This window comes from Pseudomonas sp. FH1, assembly GCF_000510895.2.
Taxonomy (GTDB): Bacteria; Pseudomonadota; Gammaproteobacteria; order Pseudomonadales; family Pseudomonadaceae; genus Aquipseudomonas; species Aquipseudomonas azotoformans_A.
Genome location: NZ_AOHM01000068.1, coordinates 1 through 17397, shown reverse-complemented (window position 1 = coordinate 17397; position 17397 = coordinate 1). Strand labels below are relative to the sequence as shown.

Annotated in this window: 15 protein-coding genes and 1 pseudogene; 6 read left to right on the top strand and 10 right to left on the bottom strand. The window is 62.8% G+C overall.

The genetic code is table 11. The features are described from left to right. Nucleotides 1–15: 15 nt before the first annotated feature. On the top strand, nucleotides 16–1632 hold the full coding sequence (locus H096_RS21325) for an NADP-dependent glyceraldehyde-3-phosphate dehydrogenase (protein WP_033901340.1): 1617 nt from the start codon (nucleotides 16–18) through the stop codon (nucleotides 1630–1632). Nucleotides 1633–1655: 23 nt separating this feature from the next. Then, nucleotides 1656–2714 carry an FUSC family protein gene (locus tag H096_RS21320; RefSeq protein ID WP_033901367.1) on the top strand — a complete coding sequence of 353 codons (1059 nt, stop codon included), beginning with the start codon at nucleotides 1656–1658 and terminating at the stop codon, nucleotides 2712–2714. 180 nt (nucleotides 2715–2894) lie between these two features. Here the strand turns inward: H096_RS21320 and H096_RS21315 are convergent, their stop codons facing one another. After that, entirely contained in the window at nucleotides 2895–3653 is a 759-nt protein-coding gene (locus H096_RS21315) for a TetR/AcrR family transcriptional regulator (protein WP_033901339.1), read from the bottom strand. Between the two features lie 360 nt (nucleotides 3654–4013). Here H096_RS21315 and H096_RS21310 point away from each other — a divergent pair, with 360 nt between their 5' ends. Genes H096_RS21310 through H096_RS21295 form a run of 4 tightly spaced genes read left to right on the top strand, consistent with a single transcriptional unit; the run spans nucleotide 4014 to nucleotide 8637 of the window. Then, a complete protein-coding gene (locus H096_RS21310; RefSeq protein ID WP_033901366.1) occupies nucleotides 4014–4718 on the top strand; it encodes an ABC transporter ATP-binding protein in 705 nt (234 codons plus the stop codon). After that, nucleotides 4715–5932, top strand: a complete 1218-nt coding sequence (locus H096_RS21305; RefSeq protein ID WP_033901338.1) for an ABC transporter permease — start codon at nucleotides 4715–4717, stop codon at nucleotides 5930–5932. Before H096_RS21310 ends, H096_RS21305 begins: the two co-directional genes overlap by 4 nt. Beyond that, nucleotides 5925–7403: a TolC family protein gene (locus H096_RS21300; protein WP_033901337.1), complete on the top strand. Its 1479-nt coding sequence runs from the start codon at nucleotides 5925–5927 to the stop codon at nucleotides 7401–7403. Before H096_RS21305 ends, H096_RS21300 begins: the two co-directional genes overlap by 8 nt. Further along, entirely contained in the window at nucleotides 7393–8637 is a 1245-nt protein-coding gene (locus H096_RS21295) for an HlyD family efflux transporter periplasmic adaptor subunit (protein ID WP_033901336.1), read from the top strand. The genes H096_RS21300 and H096_RS21295 overlap by 11 nt, the downstream gene beginning before the upstream one ends. Before the next feature lie 15 nt (nucleotides 8638–8652). Here the strand turns inward: H096_RS21295 and H096_RS21290 are convergent, their stop codons facing one another. The 9 genes and pseudogenes from H096_RS21290 to H096_RS21250 all read right to left on the bottom strand — a co-directional run. Further along, a complete protein-coding gene (locus H096_RS21290; RefSeq protein ID WP_033901335.1) occupies nucleotides 8653–10047 on the bottom strand; it encodes an FAD/NAD(P)-binding protein in 1395 nt (464 codons plus the stop codon). 12 nt (nucleotides 10048–10059) lie between these two features. Next, nucleotides 10060–10827 (bottom strand): ABC transporter ATP-binding protein, encoded by a 768-nt coding sequence (locus H096_RS21285; RefSeq protein ID WP_033901334.1) that lies wholly within the window; start codon nucleotides 10825–10827, stop codon nucleotides 10060–10062. Nucleotides 10828–10830: 3 nt separating this feature from the next. Then, nucleotides 10831–12171: an ABC transporter substrate-binding protein gene (locus H096_RS21280; RefSeq protein ID WP_033901333.1), complete on the bottom strand. Its 1341-nt coding sequence runs from the start codon at nucleotides 12169–12171 to the stop codon at nucleotides 10831–10833. Between the two features lie 21 nt (nucleotides 12172–12192). Further along, on the bottom strand, nucleotides 12193–13242 hold the full coding sequence (locus tag H096_RS21275) for a branched-chain amino acid ABC transporter permease (protein WP_033901332.1): 1050 nt from the start codon (nucleotides 13240–13242) through the stop codon (nucleotides 12193–12195). Between the two features lie 4 nt (nucleotides 13243–13246). Beyond that, nucleotides 13247–14128 (bottom strand): branched-chain amino acid ABC transporter permease, encoded by an 882-nt coding sequence (locus H096_RS21270; protein WP_033901331.1) that lies wholly within the window; start codon nucleotides 14126–14128, stop codon nucleotides 13247–13249. Continuing rightward, nucleotides 14128–14898, bottom strand: a complete 771-nt coding sequence (locus H096_RS21265; RefSeq protein ID WP_033901330.1) for an ABC transporter ATP-binding protein — start codon at nucleotides 14896–14898, stop codon at nucleotides 14128–14130. Before H096_RS21265 ends, H096_RS21270 begins: the two co-directional genes overlap by 1 nt. Then, nucleotides 14895–15797 (bottom strand): AMP-binding protein, encoded by a 903-nt coding sequence (locus tag H096_RS21260; protein WP_033901329.1) that lies wholly within the window; start codon nucleotides 15795–15797, stop codon nucleotides 14895–14897. Before H096_RS21260 ends, H096_RS21265 begins: the two co-directional genes overlap by 4 nt. A 58-nt stretch (nucleotides 15798–15855) precedes the next feature. Next, nucleotides 15856–17235, bottom strand: a complete 1380-nt coding sequence (locus H096_RS21255) for an LLM class flavin-dependent oxidoreductase (RefSeq protein WP_033901328.1) — start codon at nucleotides 17233–17235, stop codon at nucleotides 15856–15858. Beyond that, nucleotides 17235–17397: pseudogene (locus tag H096_RS21250) on the bottom strand (acyl-CoA dehydrogenase); the annotation flags it as partial. The pseudogene H096_RS21250 and the gene H096_RS21255, both read right to left, overlap by 1 nt.

The following is a 17397-nucleotide window of genomic DNA, read 5'->3' as shown; positions in this document are numbered from 1 at the left end:
TCCAGGGGTAGCGACATGACCACCAGCAACCTGCTCGCCCAGCTGTTTCCCGCTTCCGCCGCCGAGATTCCCGAGACATTCCAGCTAGGGGCGCCCATTGAACAGCGTGATTACCTGGTCGATGGCCAGTTGCAGGTGTGGAACGGCCCCTTGGCCAAAGTGCAGAGCCCGGTGCAGTTTGGCGACGAACGTGTGCATATCGGCAGCACGTCGCTGCTGGACGCCGAGACCGCCCTCACCGCCCTGGATGCCGCCGTTCGAGCCTATGACCGAGGCCAGGGTGAATGGCCGACGATGCGCGTGGCCGAACGTATCCAGCACGTCGAAGCCTTCCTGCGACGCATGCGTGAACAGCGCGATGCCGTGGTCAAGCTGTTGATGTGGGAGATCGGCAAGAACCTCAAGGACTCGCAGAAAGAGTTCGACCGCACCTGCGACTACATCACCGACACCATCAATGCCCTCAAGGAACTCGACCGTCGCTCCAGCCGCTTCGAGTTGGAACAGGACACCCTCGGCCAGATCCGCCGCGTGCCGCTGGGCGTGGCGCTGTGCATGGGGCCCTATAACTATCCGCTGAACGAGACCTTCACCACGCTGATTCCGGCGTTGATCATGGGTAACACCGTGGTGTTCAAGCCGGCCAAGCTGGGCGTGCTGCTGATCCGCCCTTTGCTGGAAGCGTTCCGTGACAGCTTCCCGGCCGGGGTGATCAACGTGATCTACGGCAGTGGCCGCGAAACCGTCAGCGCGCTGATGGCCAGCGGCAAGATCGATATCTTTGCGTTTATCGGCACCAACAAGGCCGCCAGTGACTTGAAGAAACTGCACCCCAAGCCGCATCGCCTGCGCGCAGCACTGGGCCTGGACGCGAAAAACCCAGGCATCGTGCTGCCCGAAGTGGACCTGGACAATGCCGTCAGCGAAGCCGTCACCGGTTCCCTGTCGTTCAATGGCCAGCGCTGCACCGCGTTGAAAATCCTCTTCGTGCATGAAGACGTGGTCGACCGTTTCATCGAGAAATTCAACCAGAAGCTGGCCACGCTCAAACCCGGCATGCCGTGGGAAGACGGCGTGGCGCTGACGCCATTGCCCGAAGTGGGCAAGGTGGATTACCTCAACGGCCTGGTGGCTGACGCCGCGCAACACGGTGCCAAGGTGGTGAATGCGCACGGTGCCGAGAGCCGCGGATCGTTCTTCTACCCGGCGGTGCTGTACCCGGTGAACCCGCAGATGCGCGTGTACCACGAAGAGCAGTTCGGCCCGGTGGTGCCCATCGTGCCCTACCGCGACCTGGAGACCGTGATCGACTACGTGCTGGACTCGGATTTCGGCCAGCAGTTGAGCATTTTCGGCACCAACGCCGTGCAAGTCGGGCGCCTGGTGGACACTTTTGCCAACCAGGTCGGCCGCATCAACATCAACGCCCAGTGCCAACGTGGCCCAGACACGTTCCCGTTCAATGGGCGCAAGAACTCGGCCGAGGGCACGCTGTCGGTGCATGACGCCTTGCGCGTGTTCTCGATCCGCACCTTGGTGGCGACCAAGTTCCAGGAGAGCAACAAGGCACTGGTCAGCGACATCCTGCGTAACCGCGATTCGAGTTTCCTGACCACCGATTACATTTTCTAGAGGACGATTCGTCGTTGATTAACCTGCATCTGCCTGTGTTTGCCCGGCGCCTGTTGCGCCCCCTGCTCGACCCGTACCGCCGCTATCGCCATGCCAAGCTGATCCACGCCATGCGCGTGTCCATCGGCTTGCTGGCGACGATCCTGCTGACCACCGGCATCAACCTGCCCTACGGTGAGTGGGCGTCGGTGACCATGCTGGTGGTGATCGGCGGGTTGCAGCACCACGGCAATATCGGCAAGAAAGCCGTGGAGCGCGCCTACGGCACATTGATCGGCGCCAGTGTCGGCTTGCTGCTGGTGGTTCAGGAAGCCTACGTCGGCCAGCCATTGCTGACTTACCTGTTGATGTCGGTGGTGTGCGGGTTCTTTTCCTATCACGCCATCGGCAAGGGTGGGTACACCGCGCTGTTGTCGGCGATTACCGTGTTTATCGTCGCCGGCCACGGTGACAACCCGCTGTCGGATGGGTTGTGGCGCACGGTCGACATCCTGATCGGTATCGCCCTGGCCCTGGCCTTTTCATTTGCCCTGCCGCTGTACGCCGTGTACTCCTGGCGCTACAACCTGGCCAGCGCGTTGCGCGATTGTGCCGAGATCTATAGCCGGATCATCAACGGCGAGTCCGTCACCAGTGACGAACACCTCAAGCTGCTCAACCGCCTGAATGCGGCGATGCTGCAGTTGCGCTCGCTGATGCCGTCGGTGTCCAAGGAAGTGCGCATCTCCATGACCGAACTGGACGCGATCCAGCGGCATTTGCGGATGTGCATCAGCACCTTGGAAATTCTCGGCAACACCCGGCCCGACCCTCGCGATGAACAGGCGATGGCGCGCATGCAGGTAATGTTGAAGGCCGAGCATAGGCAGATCCGCGTGCAACTGGTGGGGATGGCGCGGGCGTTGAAGTCGGGGGTGACGGAGCGCTTGGAGCGGCAGAGCCATCCGGGTGTCGAGCCGGCACTGGATGCGCCGGTGTACAGCGCGCTGGATGGTTATCGGCTGCTGACGCTGCAACTGGCGCAGAACGTGGATGCGATGCGCCAGCGGTTGGCCAAGAGTGCGGGGCGCTGGAAAATCTGAATCCGCTGGGCAAAAAGGGAGATTCCCACGCGTTTACAGTTTTCAAACATTTCACACTTTGCCTTACAAAGTTTTCACGTTTTATTCACATCCCGGAACGTAGTGTGAAGCCTCATCCGTTACAAATGTTGCATATCAAGCCCGCCGCCCCAGCGGGCTTTTTTTTGCCTGGGATTTGAGTCAACGCGCTGCTTTACTGGCGGGCGTCGTGGCCTGTTCACGAATGGCACGCTGGGTATCCAGCACCTTGGCCAAGGCATGTTCCGCCTCCGGGCTTTGCTGTGGCACACGAATCGCTGCCGACACCAACGTGATCAACTTGGCCATCACCTCGGCATCCGTGGCCGGACGGCCCAGGCTCATGGAGTTCATCAGCAGGCGCAGTTCGGTACCGGCCATCACCCCGGAAATCGCCTTGAGGGCAAATTGCAGACGCACGCCCAGCTCATTGCGCGGCAGGTCCGGCAGGGCCAGGGCAAAGGCTTCGAAGAACCGCTGGAACACTGGCTGGTAATGCACCTTGAGGTATTCCTGGATAAACGGCGACGTGTCGCTGTACACCCGCCCCAGGAAACGGATAAACGAACGCCCTTCCCCACTGGCGCTGGCCGGATCGCTGCGCTCCAGGCCCATGGCCGGGGCGAACAGCACGCCGAGCAGGGTGTCGCAGTCCAGCGGGCCGTCGGCCTGCGCCTCGCAGCGCGCGAGCAATTCCAGGCGCTGTTCGTTGAGCGGCTCCAGGCGCTGCTTGAGCAGGGTTTGCATCAGGGAATCCTTGTCCCCGAAGTGGTAGTTCACCGCCGCCAGGTTCACCTGGGCACGCTCGGTAATCTGCCGAAGCAGAACGGCGTCGTAGCCATACTTGATGAAGAGAGCCTCTGTCGCATCCAGCAATCGAGTCTTGGTGATGTTTGGAGCGCTGACTTTCTTCGCGACCATAGAAGTTCCACGTAGGAAATATTGTTTAAAAAAATAATTTGATTTTTTATACCGGGGCCCTCGTTCGAAAGCAAGTAGTGACACACCGCCATATGATCGAAAGCCTTGGCCGACGGGCCCGTCGGCGACAGGCAAGCTGGTTTTCCCCAACCTCCCGACCCCTTTGAGTAGGCCTTTTCCCAAGCTGAAACCGCTCTACATCGACGGCTGGCGAAGCGGCTGGAAGGCGGTTAGTATTCAAACAATATTTTAAAAACAAGAAACAAAAACCGGTCCATGGCGCACCCTGAGGCGACCCCTAACTTGTTACAAGGCTTTACCGGGGACGATGACGACGGCGTCGAGACTGAAGGCGTATTCATGACAGATACTCCCGCGCACCCAGGCTTGATCTCCCTGCAAGGCATCGGCAAACGCTATCAGCTGGCCGGGCAGCACCTGTCCATTCTCAATGATGTCTGCCTGTCCATCGCCCGTGGTGACAGCTGCGGCATCCTCGGGGCCTCCGGCTCCGGCAAAAGTACCCTGCTCAATATCCTCGGCCTGCTGGACCTGCCCAACTGCGGCCAGTACCACTTTGCCGGCCACGATATCTTCAACGCCACGCCCGACGAACTGGCGGCGATCCGCAACCAGCAGATCGGTTTTGTGTTCCAGAGCTTCAACCTGTTGCCACGCCTCAGCGCCCTGGACAATGTCGCCCTGCCCCTGAGTTATCGCGGCGTGTCACGCCATGAATCGGTGGAACAAGCCCTGCGCATGCTCGAACAGGTCGGCCTGGCCGACCGCGCTCACCATCGCCCCGCCGATCTGTCCGGTGGCCAGCGCCAACGCGTGGCCATTGCCCGGGCGCTGGTGGGCAAGCCCTCGGTGATCCTGGCCGACGAGCCCACCGGCAACCTCGATAGCACCACCGCCCAGGACATCATGGACCTGCTGCTGGCGCTGAACCGCGAGCAACAGGTCACCCTGATCATCGTCACCCACGACCCCCACATCGCCGAGCGCCTGGACCGCAAGATCCTGGTGCGCAATGGCGTGGTGCAAGAGGCCGGGCGCCCATGAAGGAGCGGGTAAGGAGCAGCCTGCGGGTCGAACAAAGCCTCAGCCAACTGCTGCATGAAGCCTTCGTCAGCCTGCGCACCTTGGGCAAGCGCTCGATCCTGGCCCTGCTGGGTATCGTGATCGGCAGCTCGTCGGTGGTGGCATTGATCAATATCGGCAATAACGCGGCGGTAGATGCCGCGATGATTTTCAAGGACATGGGCACCGACACCCTGATCGCGCAGTTCCCCCCCAAGGGCGCCAGCACGGTGCCGATGCCCGCGCGCCTTGACCTCGACGCCGCACGCCAGACAGTGCCAGGCATCGACCATATCGGCGCCCTCACGTTGTTCAGCGGGCCCGTGGTGTTTCATGGTCGTACCGTCAACGCCAACTTCGTCGGCAGCACGCCGGACATCAAGGGCGCGATGCGCCTGGCGGTGCAGCAGGGGCGCTTCCTCTCGGGCTTCGATGCCAATGAAACCTACGGCGTGATCGGTGACCAAGTGGCCCAGTCACTGAGTGCGCCGGGCGATCCCCTGCAATTGGGCGATCGCGTGCGCATCAACGATTACCTGTTCCTGATCGTCGGCATCCTGCGCAACCAGCCACGGGCGATGCTGATGCCGGTGCAAGCCAACGATTCGCTGTTCATTCCCGCCGAAGGCATGCGCCGCATCTATGCAACCCCGCAGATTGGCAACGTGATCATCCGCGCCGCGCCCGGCCAGGACATGGAACGTATCGCCAAGGACGCGGCCGCCGCGTTGAGACCGCAACTTCCCGACCACGATGTGGACATCCAGGTGCCCCAGCAAATGATCGACGGCATGACCCGGCAAAGCCGTACCTTCGCTTACCTGCTGCTGGCCCTGGGTGCGATCTCCCTCGTGGGCGGTGGCGTGGGAGTGATGAACGTGATGCTGATGAACGTCTCGGAGCGCCGCCGCGAGATCGGCATCCGTATGGCGCTCGGTGCGCGGCAGCGGGATATCCGCAACCTGTTCCTGCTCGAAGCCGTGACCCTCACCGCCGTCGGCGCGCTTTGCGGCGCGGTACTGGGCATGACCGCCGCGTGGCTGTATGCCTGGCTGTCTGGCTGGGAGTTTGCCTTGGCGGTCGCCGCCTTGCCGCTGGGGGTGGGCAGTACTTTGCTGGTGGGGTTGTTCTTCGGCATTTACCCGGCGGTCTCGGCCTCACGCTTGCAGCCGGTGGAGGCCCTGCGCGATGAATAAATGGCTCTGGCTGCTCGCATTCGCCAGCCTGCCCGGCATGGCCGCCGACGTGGTGATCAAGCCATCGGCACCCAGTACCACCCGCAGCGGCTATGACCGCAGCGTCTCGTTGAATGCCCAGGTCACCACCCTGACCCTGGGCGATGCGGTGTACCTGGGCCTGCGCAACAACCCGGCGATCCGCAGCGCCTACCTGCAACGGGTGGCGCAGAAGTTCGACCTGCGCGTGGCCGAAGATGTGTTCAACCCCAAGCTCACCCTCAACAGTTATTACCGCACCAACCGTGGCTCCGCCGACAACACACGCAATGCCAACCTCGCGCCGGCCACCAGCCTGCTCAGCGAATACGGCACGCGCCTGAGCATGGCCTGGACTCAACAACTGAACACCGCCGACCGCGCCGGCCGTTACCGCAGCGACGGCCTGGACCTGGCAATTATCCAGCCGCTGATGCGCGGCGCCGGCTGGGACGCCACCACTGCGCCGCTGCGCCTGTCGCGCCTGTCGGAACAGGCCAACCGCCTGAACCTCAAGGCCACCGTGGCGCAGACCATCAGCCAGATCATCGCCACCTACCGCGAACTGCTGCGCGCCCAGGAGCAATTGAGCATCGTGCAGGACGCCCTCAAGCGCTCCGGCACCTTGCTGGAAGTGAACAAGGCGCTGATCAATGCCGGGCGTATGGCGGAGTTCGAAATCGTGCAGACCGAAGCCGATATCGCCACCCAACAACTGGGCGTGGAAGAAGCGCAGAACCAGCTCGATTCCAGCCGCCTGGCCCTGCTGCGCCTGCTGGCGCTGGACCTGTCCACGCCGATTCGCGCCACCGAAGCCCTGGAGGCCAAGCCCATGCAGATCGACAAGCGCCAGGCCTTCAACCTGGCGCAGACCCAGCAGCCGGAATACCTCGCCGCCCTGCTCGGCAGCCAGCAAGCCGACCTCAACCTGTTGATCGCCAAGGATTCCGGGCGCTGGCAGGTCGACCTGGTCGCCGGCGCCAACCAGGTACGCGATGCCTACGACAACGACGCCGGACACACCAACAATCGCACCTGGGACAGCTACGCCGGGGTGCAGGTGAAAATCCCTATTGGCGATATCAGCACGCGCCAGGCCGAAGTGCGCGCGCGGGTGAACGTGGAGGATCAGGAGATCCGCATCACCGACGCGCGCCAGGAACTGGAACGCAGCGTCAACGATGTAGTGCGCGACCTTGGCACGCGCTGGCGCCAATATGAAATCTCCCTGCGCGCCGTAGAGTTGTCACGGCGCAAGATCGAGATCGAACGGGAAAAACTCAGCGCCGGACGCTCCACCAACTTCCAGGTGCTGAGTTTCGAGACCGACCTGCGCAACGCCGAAAACGCGCAGCTCAATGCGCTGATCGCTTATTTGAACGCCCAGACCCAGCTCGACTTGACCCTGGGCATGACGCTGGAAAGTTGGGAAATCGCCCTCAATGACTACTAATCAGAAACGCCTGCTGGGCGCTGTACTTATCCTGTTGCTGGGCGGCGCAGGCCTGGCCTTGCGCAGCCCGGCCTCCGATCCGGCCAGCACTCCCGAGCAGTGGCAGGCCGTCCAGCCCGACGCGCTGGTGCACCAGATCGGTCTGGTGGGCAAGATCGAGCCCGACGCCACCATCACCCTCACCGCACCGTTCGACGGCAACGTGCAAGCCAACCTGGTGGAGCAAGGCCAGCGGGTCGAGGCTGGCCAGGTGCTGCTGCGCATGGACCCGGCCACCCTGGAAGTGCAACTGCGCGACGCCCTCTCCGCCCAACTCAAGGCCCGGCGTACCGTGCAGGAAATGCAGGACTGGGACAACGGCCCCACCGTCAGCCGCGCACGCCGCAGCTTGCGCACCGTCGAAATGACCGCCGGCAATACCCAGCGCAAACTCACCGAAAGTGAAAACCTGTTCCAGCGCGGCATCATCCCGCGTAACGAACTGGACGACCTCAAGCAACAGACCCAGCAGCAACAGCTGGACCTCGCCTCCGCGCGCAGCGAACTGCAGCAGGCCCTCGACCAGGGCAAGGGCGAATACCGCCAGATCGCCGACATGGAACTGACCAACGCCACGGTGAGATACAACGCCTTGCACAAACTGCTTGAAGGCAAAGAAGTCAAGGCACCGTTCTCCGGCATCGTGGTGCCGCCGCCCGGTAATAATTCAACTCAGGGCGGCGGCAACAATACGGCCCCGGTGCAGGCCGGCAGCAAGGTCAGCCAGGGTCAGGTGCTGTTTGGCCTGGCGAACATCGAGCGGCTTAAAATCGTCGCCAAGGTCTCTGAGCTGGACATCAACCAGTTGCACCAAGGCCAGGCGGTGGAAGTGCTGGGGGACGGGTTTGACGGCGAGCGACTGAGCGGCTCGGTGAGCGTGGTGAGCGGCTTGGCGATTGCCAGTGACGGCCAGGGCAGTGCGCAGTTTCCGGTGACCTTGTCGATTCCCAAGCTCACGCCGCAGCAGTTGCAACGGGTGCGCCTGGGGATGAGTGCGCGGTTGACCATCGTGACCTACAACAACGCGCAGGCGATGGTGATTCCGAGCCAGGCGATAGGGCCGGATATGACGGTTGAATACCGCGAGGCGATGGATAAGCCGGTGGAGCGGGTGAAGGTGACGACCGGGCAATCGACGCCCCAAGGCGTTGAGGTGTTCGGTTTAAAGCCCGGCTTTGTGAAGACCTCGAAATAGATGGCGATCCCACAGTTAGATTTGTGTCAGCTTGGCTGCCAAGGCCTTCGCTTGAATCGCGACATCCGTCACCGCTGTGCTTTCCCACCACATCCCCCGCAACGGCGGTCCCATGGCGAACAACCGAGGGCTGACCTGCCCCAGGGCATCCACCACTGCCCCCGAAACATCCGCCGCAATCCCCAACGCCAACGGCCCAGGCTGGATCAGCCCACGCTTGAGCAATTGCCGGGGCAAAGGCCGGGCCACACGGCGCCAGTCGTATTCGATACCGCTGGAGTTGATCAGCGCCGCGCCGCAAACCTGCTGCAACGCCTGCTCACCCCGGTAGCGCACACCAATGGTCACGCCCTCGACCGAAGGCTCCAGGCCTTTGAACGACGCCGCTCGAATCCGCAACCGCCCCTCATCATGTAAGCGTGCCACCAACTGCGCACTCAACGGCGGCGAACGGTGGTGATGGCTTTCCCACCACGGCCGCACATGGCGCACGAACTGGCGTTTTTCGCGCTCACTGGCCTGGCTCCACAGCCGGCCGATATGCGCACGCACCGTGTCCAGCGGCGCCTGCCAATCGATGCCCTGTGCTTGCGCCAGAGCGCATTGCCGACGCACCTCGCGCAGCAATTGCCGAGGGCTGCGCAGGCGCTGATCTTCGCCAAGGAAATCCACCCAGCTCGGCGGCTGCCGACGCACATGGGGCAACAGGCCGTGGCGCGAGAAAACCTCGATGGGCCCACGATGCCCGGCCTGTTCCAGGGACACCACCGCATCAACCATGGTCAGCCCGGAACCGATGATCAGCACCGGCGCCTGCGGGTCAATCGCGGTCATGGCTTGCACATCCCAGGGATCCACCGCCGCTGCGTTCAACCCGCTGGACTCGGTCTGCGGTGTGCGCGCCGCCGGGAACATGCCGGTGGCCAGCACCGCAACACCGCCGCGCAATTGCTGGCCGTCATCCAGGGTGAGCAGCGCTGAACCTTGGTCCACCTGCAGGTCGACCCCTTCGGCACGCACATGCTCGACGCTGGAGGCAGACTGCGCCTTCGCCTCGGCCAAGCGTTGCTGGGCATACAAACCGAAAATCCCGCGCGGCGGGAACAGTTCGCTGATCGGCACAGGCTGCTGACGCGACTCCGGCCAGCCGCCGGCGCCAATGTACTCGGTGAGCCATTGAGTCAGATCGTCGGCATTGTCCGGGTCGACACTCATGCGCGCCGCATTGCCGTTCAGGGTGTGGCCCAGTTCGACAGCGCTGTAGGCCTCGCCCCGGCCGAGCTCGGCACGCGGCTCGATGACCAGGATCCGGCGCCGAGCCGGCAGGCGCAGCAGTTGCACGGCCAGCATCGTGCCGCTCAGGCCGCCGCCGATGATCAGTACATCAGCGTTGCGGATGGATTCAGTCATGCAGAGTCGCCCTTACTGTTTGCCCAGGTAAATGTCATGCAAGTCGCCCCGCGCCAACAGCTCAGCGGCGCTGCCACTCAAGGCCACGCGGCCAGTATCCAATACGTAGCCGTGGGACGCATAGTTCAGTGCGACATTGATGTTCTGCTCGGCGATCAGGAAGCTCACCTGCTGCTCACGGTTGAGTAGCGCGATGATCTCGAAAATCTCCTGCACGATCATAGGCGCCAAACCCATGGACGGCTCGTCGAGCAGTACCAAAGTAGGACGGGTCATCAACGCCCGGCCGATGGCGACCATCTGCTGCTCGCCGCCCGAGGTGAGCCCGGCGCGGGTGTGGCGCTTGGTCTTGAGCCTTGGGAACCAGGCGTAGAGGCGCTCCAGGTCCTGCTCCATGTCCTTGCGGCTCAAACGCCGCACGAAGCCGCCGCTGCGCAGGTTGTCTTCGACCGTGAGTTGGCCGAACACATGACGACCTTCCAGCACGTGGACCATACCCTGGCGCACGCGCTGGCTGGGATCGACACCGGCTAGGTCCAGGCCCGCGTATTCGATCACGCCCCGGCTGACCTCGGCCCGCTCGGCACGTACCAACCCCGAAATCGCCTTGAGGGTGGTGCTCTTGCCGGCGCCATTGGCACCGAGCAAGGCGACGATGGCGCCCTTGGGCACGCTCAGCGACACCCCGGCCACCGCGAGGATCGCGCCGTCGTAGATCACTTCGATATCGTTGACCGTGAGCAGAGACGGTCTGGCGGATTCAGCGGCGGGCTGGCTCATGGTTTATTCATCTCCGGTGCAGGTGCGCGGTGTCAGGCCTTTTTCCTTGGCGAAGGCGGCGGATTTGTCATCGATCAAGGGACGCAGCAGCGCGCGGTCGGCGGCGATCCACTCGCTGATCAGCGTCCAGTTGGCGCCGTCCCACTGCTGCACCCGCGCCGAGCCGCCACCTTCGTGGTCGCGGCACGACAGCTTGAGGTTCTGCATCAGGCCCAGGTAGCCCATGTCCTTCAAGCGGGCGTCGTCAATGTTCAGGTGTTCCAGGCCCCAGCGGCCCTCTTCGCCATTCAGCGGGCGCTTGCCGAACTTGGCCTGGCCGGTGCGGATCGCTTCCACCGCCACGGCGGCGTTCACCAGGCCGGAGTTGTAGTAGACGCTGCCGAAGTTCTTCAGGTCCTTGAGGTCGCTGTGGCCCTTGTCGAGGATGGATTGCTTGAGGCGCTTGTGGATCTCGAAGTCGGCACCTGCCGGGTACGGCGTGAGCGCCAGGTAGCCCTTGGCGGCGGCACCTGCGGGTAACACGTCTTCGCTGGAACTGGCCCAGATGTCGCCGATGATGTGATCAACCGGGAAGCCGAAGCGCGCGGCGGTCTTCACCGCGACCGGGGTCGATACGCCCCAGGTGCGCAGGAACACCCAGTCCGGGTTGGCCTGGCGCACCTGGCGCCATTGCGCAGATTGCTCGTTGCCCGGATCGGCGACCGGAATCTGGATATTTTCAAAGCCGTATTTTTCCGCCAGCAACTTCAGCGGGCCCAGGGTTTCGCGACCATAGGCCGAGTCGTGGTAGACCGTGGCGATCTTCTTGCCCTTGAGCTTATCGAAACCACCTTCGCGCTGGGCGATGTAGTTCACCAGGGTCGAGGCCTCGCTGTAGAACGTCAGCATCACCGGGAAATTGTAGGGGAACACGGTGCCGTCGGTGGCTTCGGTGCGGCCGTATCCGAGGGTAATCAGCGGGATCTTGTCCACCTCGGCGCGTTCGCTCAGGGCATAGGCCGCCGGTGCGCCGTTGGGCTGGTACACCGCGACCGGCGCGCCATCCAGGCCATTCTTGAAGCGCTCGTAGCACTCGATGCCCTTCTCCGCCGTCCATTCGGTTTCGCATTCCTGCCACACCAGCTTGACGCCGTTAATGCCGCCTTCGACCTCGTTGATGTAGCGCAGGTAGTCGATCATCCCGGCCCACACCTGCACGCCGCTGGAGGCATAGGCGCCGACACGGTAGGTGGCCAGGGGAATGAATTGCTGGTCCGGCGAGGCCATCGCCTGGGGAACAGCACCGGCCAGGGCGGCCAGCGCAAACGCAGCGCCGGCCAGGGAACGTTTCAAGGATGCACGCATGGGAATTCTCTTGAGGGAATGTTAGAAACGCAGCGGCCACTGCCGCACACGGTCACGCAGGTTGTGCAACAGGCGAATCAAGCCCTCGGGCTCCTTGATCAGGAACACGATGATCAACACGCCAAAGATGATTTTCTGCAGGTTCTGCAACTGCCCCGCATCCACCGAACCGCCAAACAGCGCCTGCCCGGCGTGGCTGAGGAAAATCGGCAACAAACTGATGAAAGCCGCGCCGACAAAGTTGCCGGCGATGCTGCCCATGCCACCGATAATGATGATGAACAGGATCTGGAATGAGCGATTGATGTCGAAGCTGCTGGCGCTGGCCGTGCCCAGGTAGGCGAAGGCCCACAGCGCGCCGGCAATGCCCAGGTAGAACGAACTGACCGCAAACGCCAGGCGCTTGTAGCGCACCACCGGAATACCGACCACGGCGGCGGCGGTGTCCATGTCGCGGATCGCCATCCAGTTGCGCCCGACCTGGCTGCGCACCAGGTTGATCGCGGTCCAGGTCAGCAGCAGCACCGTGACCAACGTCAGCAGGTAACGGCCCAGCGGCGTGTTGAGGTCATGCCCGAACAACGCAAGCTTCGGCGCGGAGATGGTCCCGGACGAGCCGTAGTTGTAGAACCAGGGGAATTTGACGAACAGCCACTCCAGGAAAAACTGCGCGGCCAAGGTGGTGACCATCAGGTAGAAGCCCTTGATCCGCGAGCTGGGCAGGCCGAACAACAGGCCAACCAACGCGCTGATAATCCCGCCGCCCAGCAGCGCCACCGGCAAGCCCAGCTCCGGCAGGCGCAGCAAGAACCCGTAGGTCGCAAACGCGCCGACGGCCATGAAACCGGCGGCCCCCACCGAGGTTTGCCCGGTGTAGCCGGTGAGCAGGTTCAAGCCCAACCCGGCCAACGACAGCACTAAGAAAGGAATCAGGATCGCATTGAGCCAATAGTCATTGCCCCACAGCGGCACCACGACAAAGGCCAACGCCAACAGGCCAATCAGCCCCCAGGGAATGCGCCGCTGGATCAGCAGCAATGGCGCGGTGTCTTGAGCAACGGGAATCGACATGGTTTCAGACTCGCTCGATGGCGCGCTCGCCGAACAGGCCGGCGGGACGGATATACAGGAAGGCCAGGGCCAGTACGTAGGCGAACCACGGCGTGATGCCGCCGCCGATCAAGGGGCCGATATACACCTCGGCCAAATTCTCCGCCGCGCCGACAATCAGCCCGCCGACAATCGCCCCGCCAATCGAGGTGAAGCCGCCAATAATCGACACCGGCAAGGCCTTGAGCACCACCAGCGACAACGAAAACTGCACCCCTTGGCGCGCGCCCCACAGCAGCCCCGCCACCAGCCCGACAATCCCGGCCACCGCCCAGACGATCTGCCAGATACGGTTGAGGTTGATGCCGATGGACAGCGCCGCCGTGGTGTCATCCGCCACCGCACGCAGCGACACGCCGATGCGGGTCTTGTTGAACAGCAACGCCAGCACGGTCACCAGCACCACCGCAGCGGCCGCAGCGATCAGGTCGAATTGGCTGAGCATCAGCGGGCCGATGAACAGCGGCACGTCGTCGATGCCCAGATCGAGGGCGCGCACTTGCGAGCCCATCAAGCCCTGGGCCAGACCTTCGATGATGAACGACAGGCCCAGCGTGGCCATGAACAGGGTGATCTGCGAACGGTTCACCAGCGGCCTCAACACCAGGCGCTCGATGAGTAAGGCGCCAATGATCATCACGATGACAGTCAAGAGCAGCGCCAAGGCAAACGGCACGCCCTGATCATGCAGGCTGACGAAGGTCAGCGCGGCAAACAGCAGCATCGAGCCTTGGGCAAAATTGAACACACCGCTGGCTTTGTAGATCAGCACGAAACCGATGGCGACCAGCGAATACATGGTGCCGGCGAGCAGACCGCCGAGCAGGGTTTCAAAGAAAAACGTCATCAGTGCACCACTCCCAGGTAGGCCGCGATCACCTCGGGATTGGCCTGCACTTCAGCGGGCGTGCCGTCGCCGACCTTGCGCCCGTAATCGAGCACCACCACGTGATCGGACAGCCCCATGACCACGCCCATGTCGTGTTCGATCAACACCACGGTGGTACCAAGGTCGCGGTTCACATCGGCGACGAAGCGCGCCATTTCCTGTTTTTCCTCGGCATTCATGCCCGCCATGGGTTCGTCGAGCAGTAACAGGCTGGGGCCAGCGATCAATGCCCTACCCAGCTCGACGCGCTTTTGCAGGCCGTAAGAGAGGTTGCCCACCAGCACATCACGTTGAGCTTGCAACTCAAGAAATTCGAGAATGCCCTGGGCACGCAGGCGGAACGCTTCGGCTTCCCGGCGTGCGCGGGGTAAGCCCAGGGCCTGTTCGATAAAGCTGCTGCGCAGATGCCGCGACAGGCCGGTGAGGATGTTGTCGAGCACGCTCATCTTCTTGAACAGCGCGTTGTTCTGGAAGGTGCGACCAATGCCCCGGCGCGCGGCGCCCAATGGGTCAATGCGGTGGAAGTGCTGGTCTTCGAACACGATCTCGCCGGCATCGAAGCGATACACGCCATTGAGTACGTTGAGCAACGAGCTTTTGCCGGCACCGTTGGGACCGATCAGCGCGCAGATCTCGCCGCGCGCCACCTCGAAGGACAAGGCATTGATCGCCTTGACGCCCTTGAACGACAGCGAAATATCCCGCACCTGGAGAATGGCTTGGCTCATGCGATGTCCCGTTTGAATTCCGCCAACCACGACGGCGAAGGGGTGGATTTGAGGGGTTGCCAGATATAAGCCAGGCGCTGGAAGCCGAGCAGCTTGCGCACACGGTTTTTCAACAGGCGGCGCAGGCCACTTTGTGGGTGGGCGACGGCCCAGTCGCACAGGCGCCGGCGCCAGGTGCCATGGGGTGCCAGGCGGCTTTCAATCTCGTCGGCCAGGTGCTGCAAACGTGCAGGTGATAACAGCAGGCCGGTGGGCGCTACTTCACTGCGATCACGCCGCGCCGAGGCTGGGCTTTCCGGGAAGGCCAGGCCATGGCCGCTGTTCAGCCATTGCTCCAGCACTACCGCCAGGCCGCCTTGCCAGTGAGTGCCCTCTTCGCTCCACAATGCGGTTTCGCCGCTGGGTTGCCACCAGCGGGCGAGGTGCTGTGCCGGGTCAACCGGACCCAGCAATTGGGCGAAATCCAGCAGGTTGGCCGATTGCCAATGCCGCACTTGCTGGCGGTCCTGGGTGTAAGAGTGGGTGGCACGAATGCGCCACAGCTGTTGTTGCAGCGCGTCGACCTCAAGGTCGTCAGCCAGGGTCAGGACCTGCCCACCGATGGAATGAGCCGCCAGCGCCAACAGCAACAGGTTCGGCTCAAACGCCCCGCTGAGGGCCAAGCGCGATTGCGCGTCAAAGCCCTGCTGGCGCAAGCCATCGGCCAGGCGTTCCACATCCCGCAAGGTGTCGATCCAGCGCCACGCATGCCACTGACCCTGGCGTTTGTGGCGCAAGGCGGTGTGCAGCGGCGTGATCTGTGCCCAGTGGTGCAGTTGTTCCAATGCCTTGGGCAGGTTGCCGAGCAGTTCGGCGGGCCATTCCGGGGCCAGCGGACGTTTGAGTTCGTGCACGCTCATAGGGAGATTCTCCTATTCAGGTTGTGTGCGTGCGGTGGTCCGCTGGCGGGGTGATCAGTTAGATTGCGTTGGCCTTGAGGTCGCGGTAACCGGCGCCGGGGTGATTGGCGCCCAACCGCGCACCGTCACCAAACAACTTCTCGCGCAGCGTTCCCTGGGCATATTCGGTCTTGTACACCCCGCGCTTCTGCAACTCCGGCACCAGCAGGTCCACGGCGTCGATGAAGGTTTCGTGGGTCAGCGCATAGGCCAGGTTGAAGCCGTCTACATCGGTTTCCTCGACCCACTCCTGCAACAGGTCCGCCACGGTTTCCGGGCCGCCGACAAACAGCGGGCCAAAGCCGCCGATGCCGACCCAATCGGCCAGCTCGTTGGGCGTCCAGACCTTGTTCGGGTCGGCCGTGGAGAAGGCTTCCACCGCCGATTGGATAGCGTTGGTGTGCACATGCTTGAGGGGTTCGTCGGGTTTGAACTGGCTGAAGTCGATGCCGGTCCAGCCAGAGATCAACGCCATCGCGCCTTCATAGCTGACGTAGGATTTGTACTCGTCGAACTTGGCCTTGGCCTTGGCATCGGTCTCACCGACGATCACGGTCTGCAGGTTGAAGATCAGGATTTTCTTCGGATCACGCCCCGCCTCGGCGGCACGCCGGCGGATGTCGGCGACGGTCTTTTTCAGCAGCACCTTGGACGGTGCGGCGACGAACACACACTCGGCCTGCTCGGCGGCGAACTGTTTACCTCGGCTGGACGCGCCGGCCTGGTACAGCACCGGCGTACGTTGCGGCGAGGGTTCACACAGGTGAATACCGGGCACCTGGAAGTGTTTGCCGACATGGCGGATCTCGTGGATCTTGCTCGGGTCACTGAAAATCCGGCGCTCGCGGTCACGCAACACGGCGCCCTCCTCCCAGCTGCCTTCCCAGAGTTTGTAGCAAACCTCCAGGTATTCCTCGGCGTAGTCGTAGCGCGCATCGTGTTCGGTCTGGGCTTTTTGGCCGAGGTTCTTGGCGCCGCTTTCCAGGTAGGAGGTGACGATATTCCAGCCAATGCGGCCCTTGGTCAGGTGATCCAGGGTCGAGAGGCGACGGGCGAACGGATACGGATGTTCGAATGACAACGAAGCCGTCAGGCCGAAACCAAGGTGTTCGGTAACCAACGCCATCGGCGCGATCAACGACAGCGGATCGTTAACTGGCACCTGCGCCGCCTGGCGAATCGCCGCATCGCCGTTGCCGTTGTACACGTCATAAATGCCCAGCACGTCGGCGATAAACAGGCCGTCGAACTTGCCGCGTTCAAGGATCTTGGCGAGGTCGGTCCAATACTCCAGGTCCTTGTACTGCCACGAACGGTCACGCGGGTGCGCCCACAGGCCGGGCGATTGGTGGCCGACACAGTTCATGTCGAAGGCATTCAAGCGTATTTCACGGGACATCAAAGCACTCCGTTGAGGTGGTAGTTGCCGACAACCTGGTATTTCCAGCGCAGCGGGTCGTCAAGGGTCGACGGCAGTGCGGTGCGTTGGCCGGTCAGTTCGAATTCGGCGTTGCTCGCGGCAATCAAGGCTTCGGCGGCGGCGATCTGCGCTTCGGTGGCG

Bases quoted from the DNA above. Each gene is read 5' to 3' on its own strand.
- H096_RS21325 (WP_033901340.1), top strand. From the start codon at position 16: ATGACCACCAGCAACCTGCTCGCCCAGCTGTTTCCCGCTTCCGCCGCC.
- H096_RS21315 (WP_033901339.1), bottom strand. From the start codon at position 3,653: ATGGTCGCGAAGAAAGTCAGCGCTCCAAACATCACCAAGACTCGATTG.
- H096_RS21310 (WP_033901366.1), top strand. From the start codon at position 4,014: ATGACAGATACTCCCGCGCACCCAGGCTTGATCTCCCTGCAAGGCATC.
- H096_RS21305 (WP_033901338.1), top strand. From the start codon at position 4,715: ATGAAGGAGCGGGTAAGGAGCAGCCTGCGGGTCGAACAAAGCCTCAGC.
- H096_RS21300 (WP_033901337.1), top strand. From the start codon at position 5,925: ATGAATAAATGGCTCTGGCTGCTCGCATTCGCCAGCCTGCCCGGCATG.
- H096_RS21295 (WP_033901336.1), top strand. From the start codon at position 7,393: ATGACTACTAATCAGAAACGCCTGCTGGGCGCTGTACTTATCCTGTTG.
- H096_RS21290 (WP_033901335.1), bottom strand. From the start codon at position 10,047: ATGACTGAATCCATCCGCAACGCTGATGTACTGATCATCGGCGGCGGC.
- H096_RS21285 (WP_033901334.1), bottom strand. From the start codon at position 10,827: ATGAGCCAGCCCGCCGCTGAATCCGCCAGACCGTCTCTGCTCACGGTC.
- H096_RS21280 (WP_033901333.1), bottom strand. From the start codon at position 12,171: ATGCGTGCATCCTTGAAACGTTCCCTGGCCGGCGCTGCGTTTGCGCTG.
- H096_RS21275 (WP_033901332.1), bottom strand. From the start codon at position 13,242: ATGTCGATTCCCGTTGCTCAAGACACCGCGCCATTGCTGCTGATCCAG.
- H096_RS21270 (WP_033901331.1), bottom strand. From the start codon at position 14,128: ATGACGTTTTTCTTTGAAACCCTGCTCGGCGGTCTGCTCGCCGGCACC.
- H096_RS21265 (WP_033901330.1), bottom strand. From the start codon at position 14,898: ATGAGCCAAGCCATTCTCCAGGTGCGGGATATTTCGCTGTCGTTCAAG.
- H096_RS21260 (WP_033901329.1), bottom strand. From the start codon at position 15,797: ATGAGCGTGCACGAACTCAAACGTCCGCTGGCCCCGGAATGGCCCGCC.
- H096_RS21255 (WP_033901328.1), bottom strand. From the start codon at position 17,235: ATGTCCCGTGAAATACGCTTGAATGCCTTCGACATGAACTGTGTCGGC.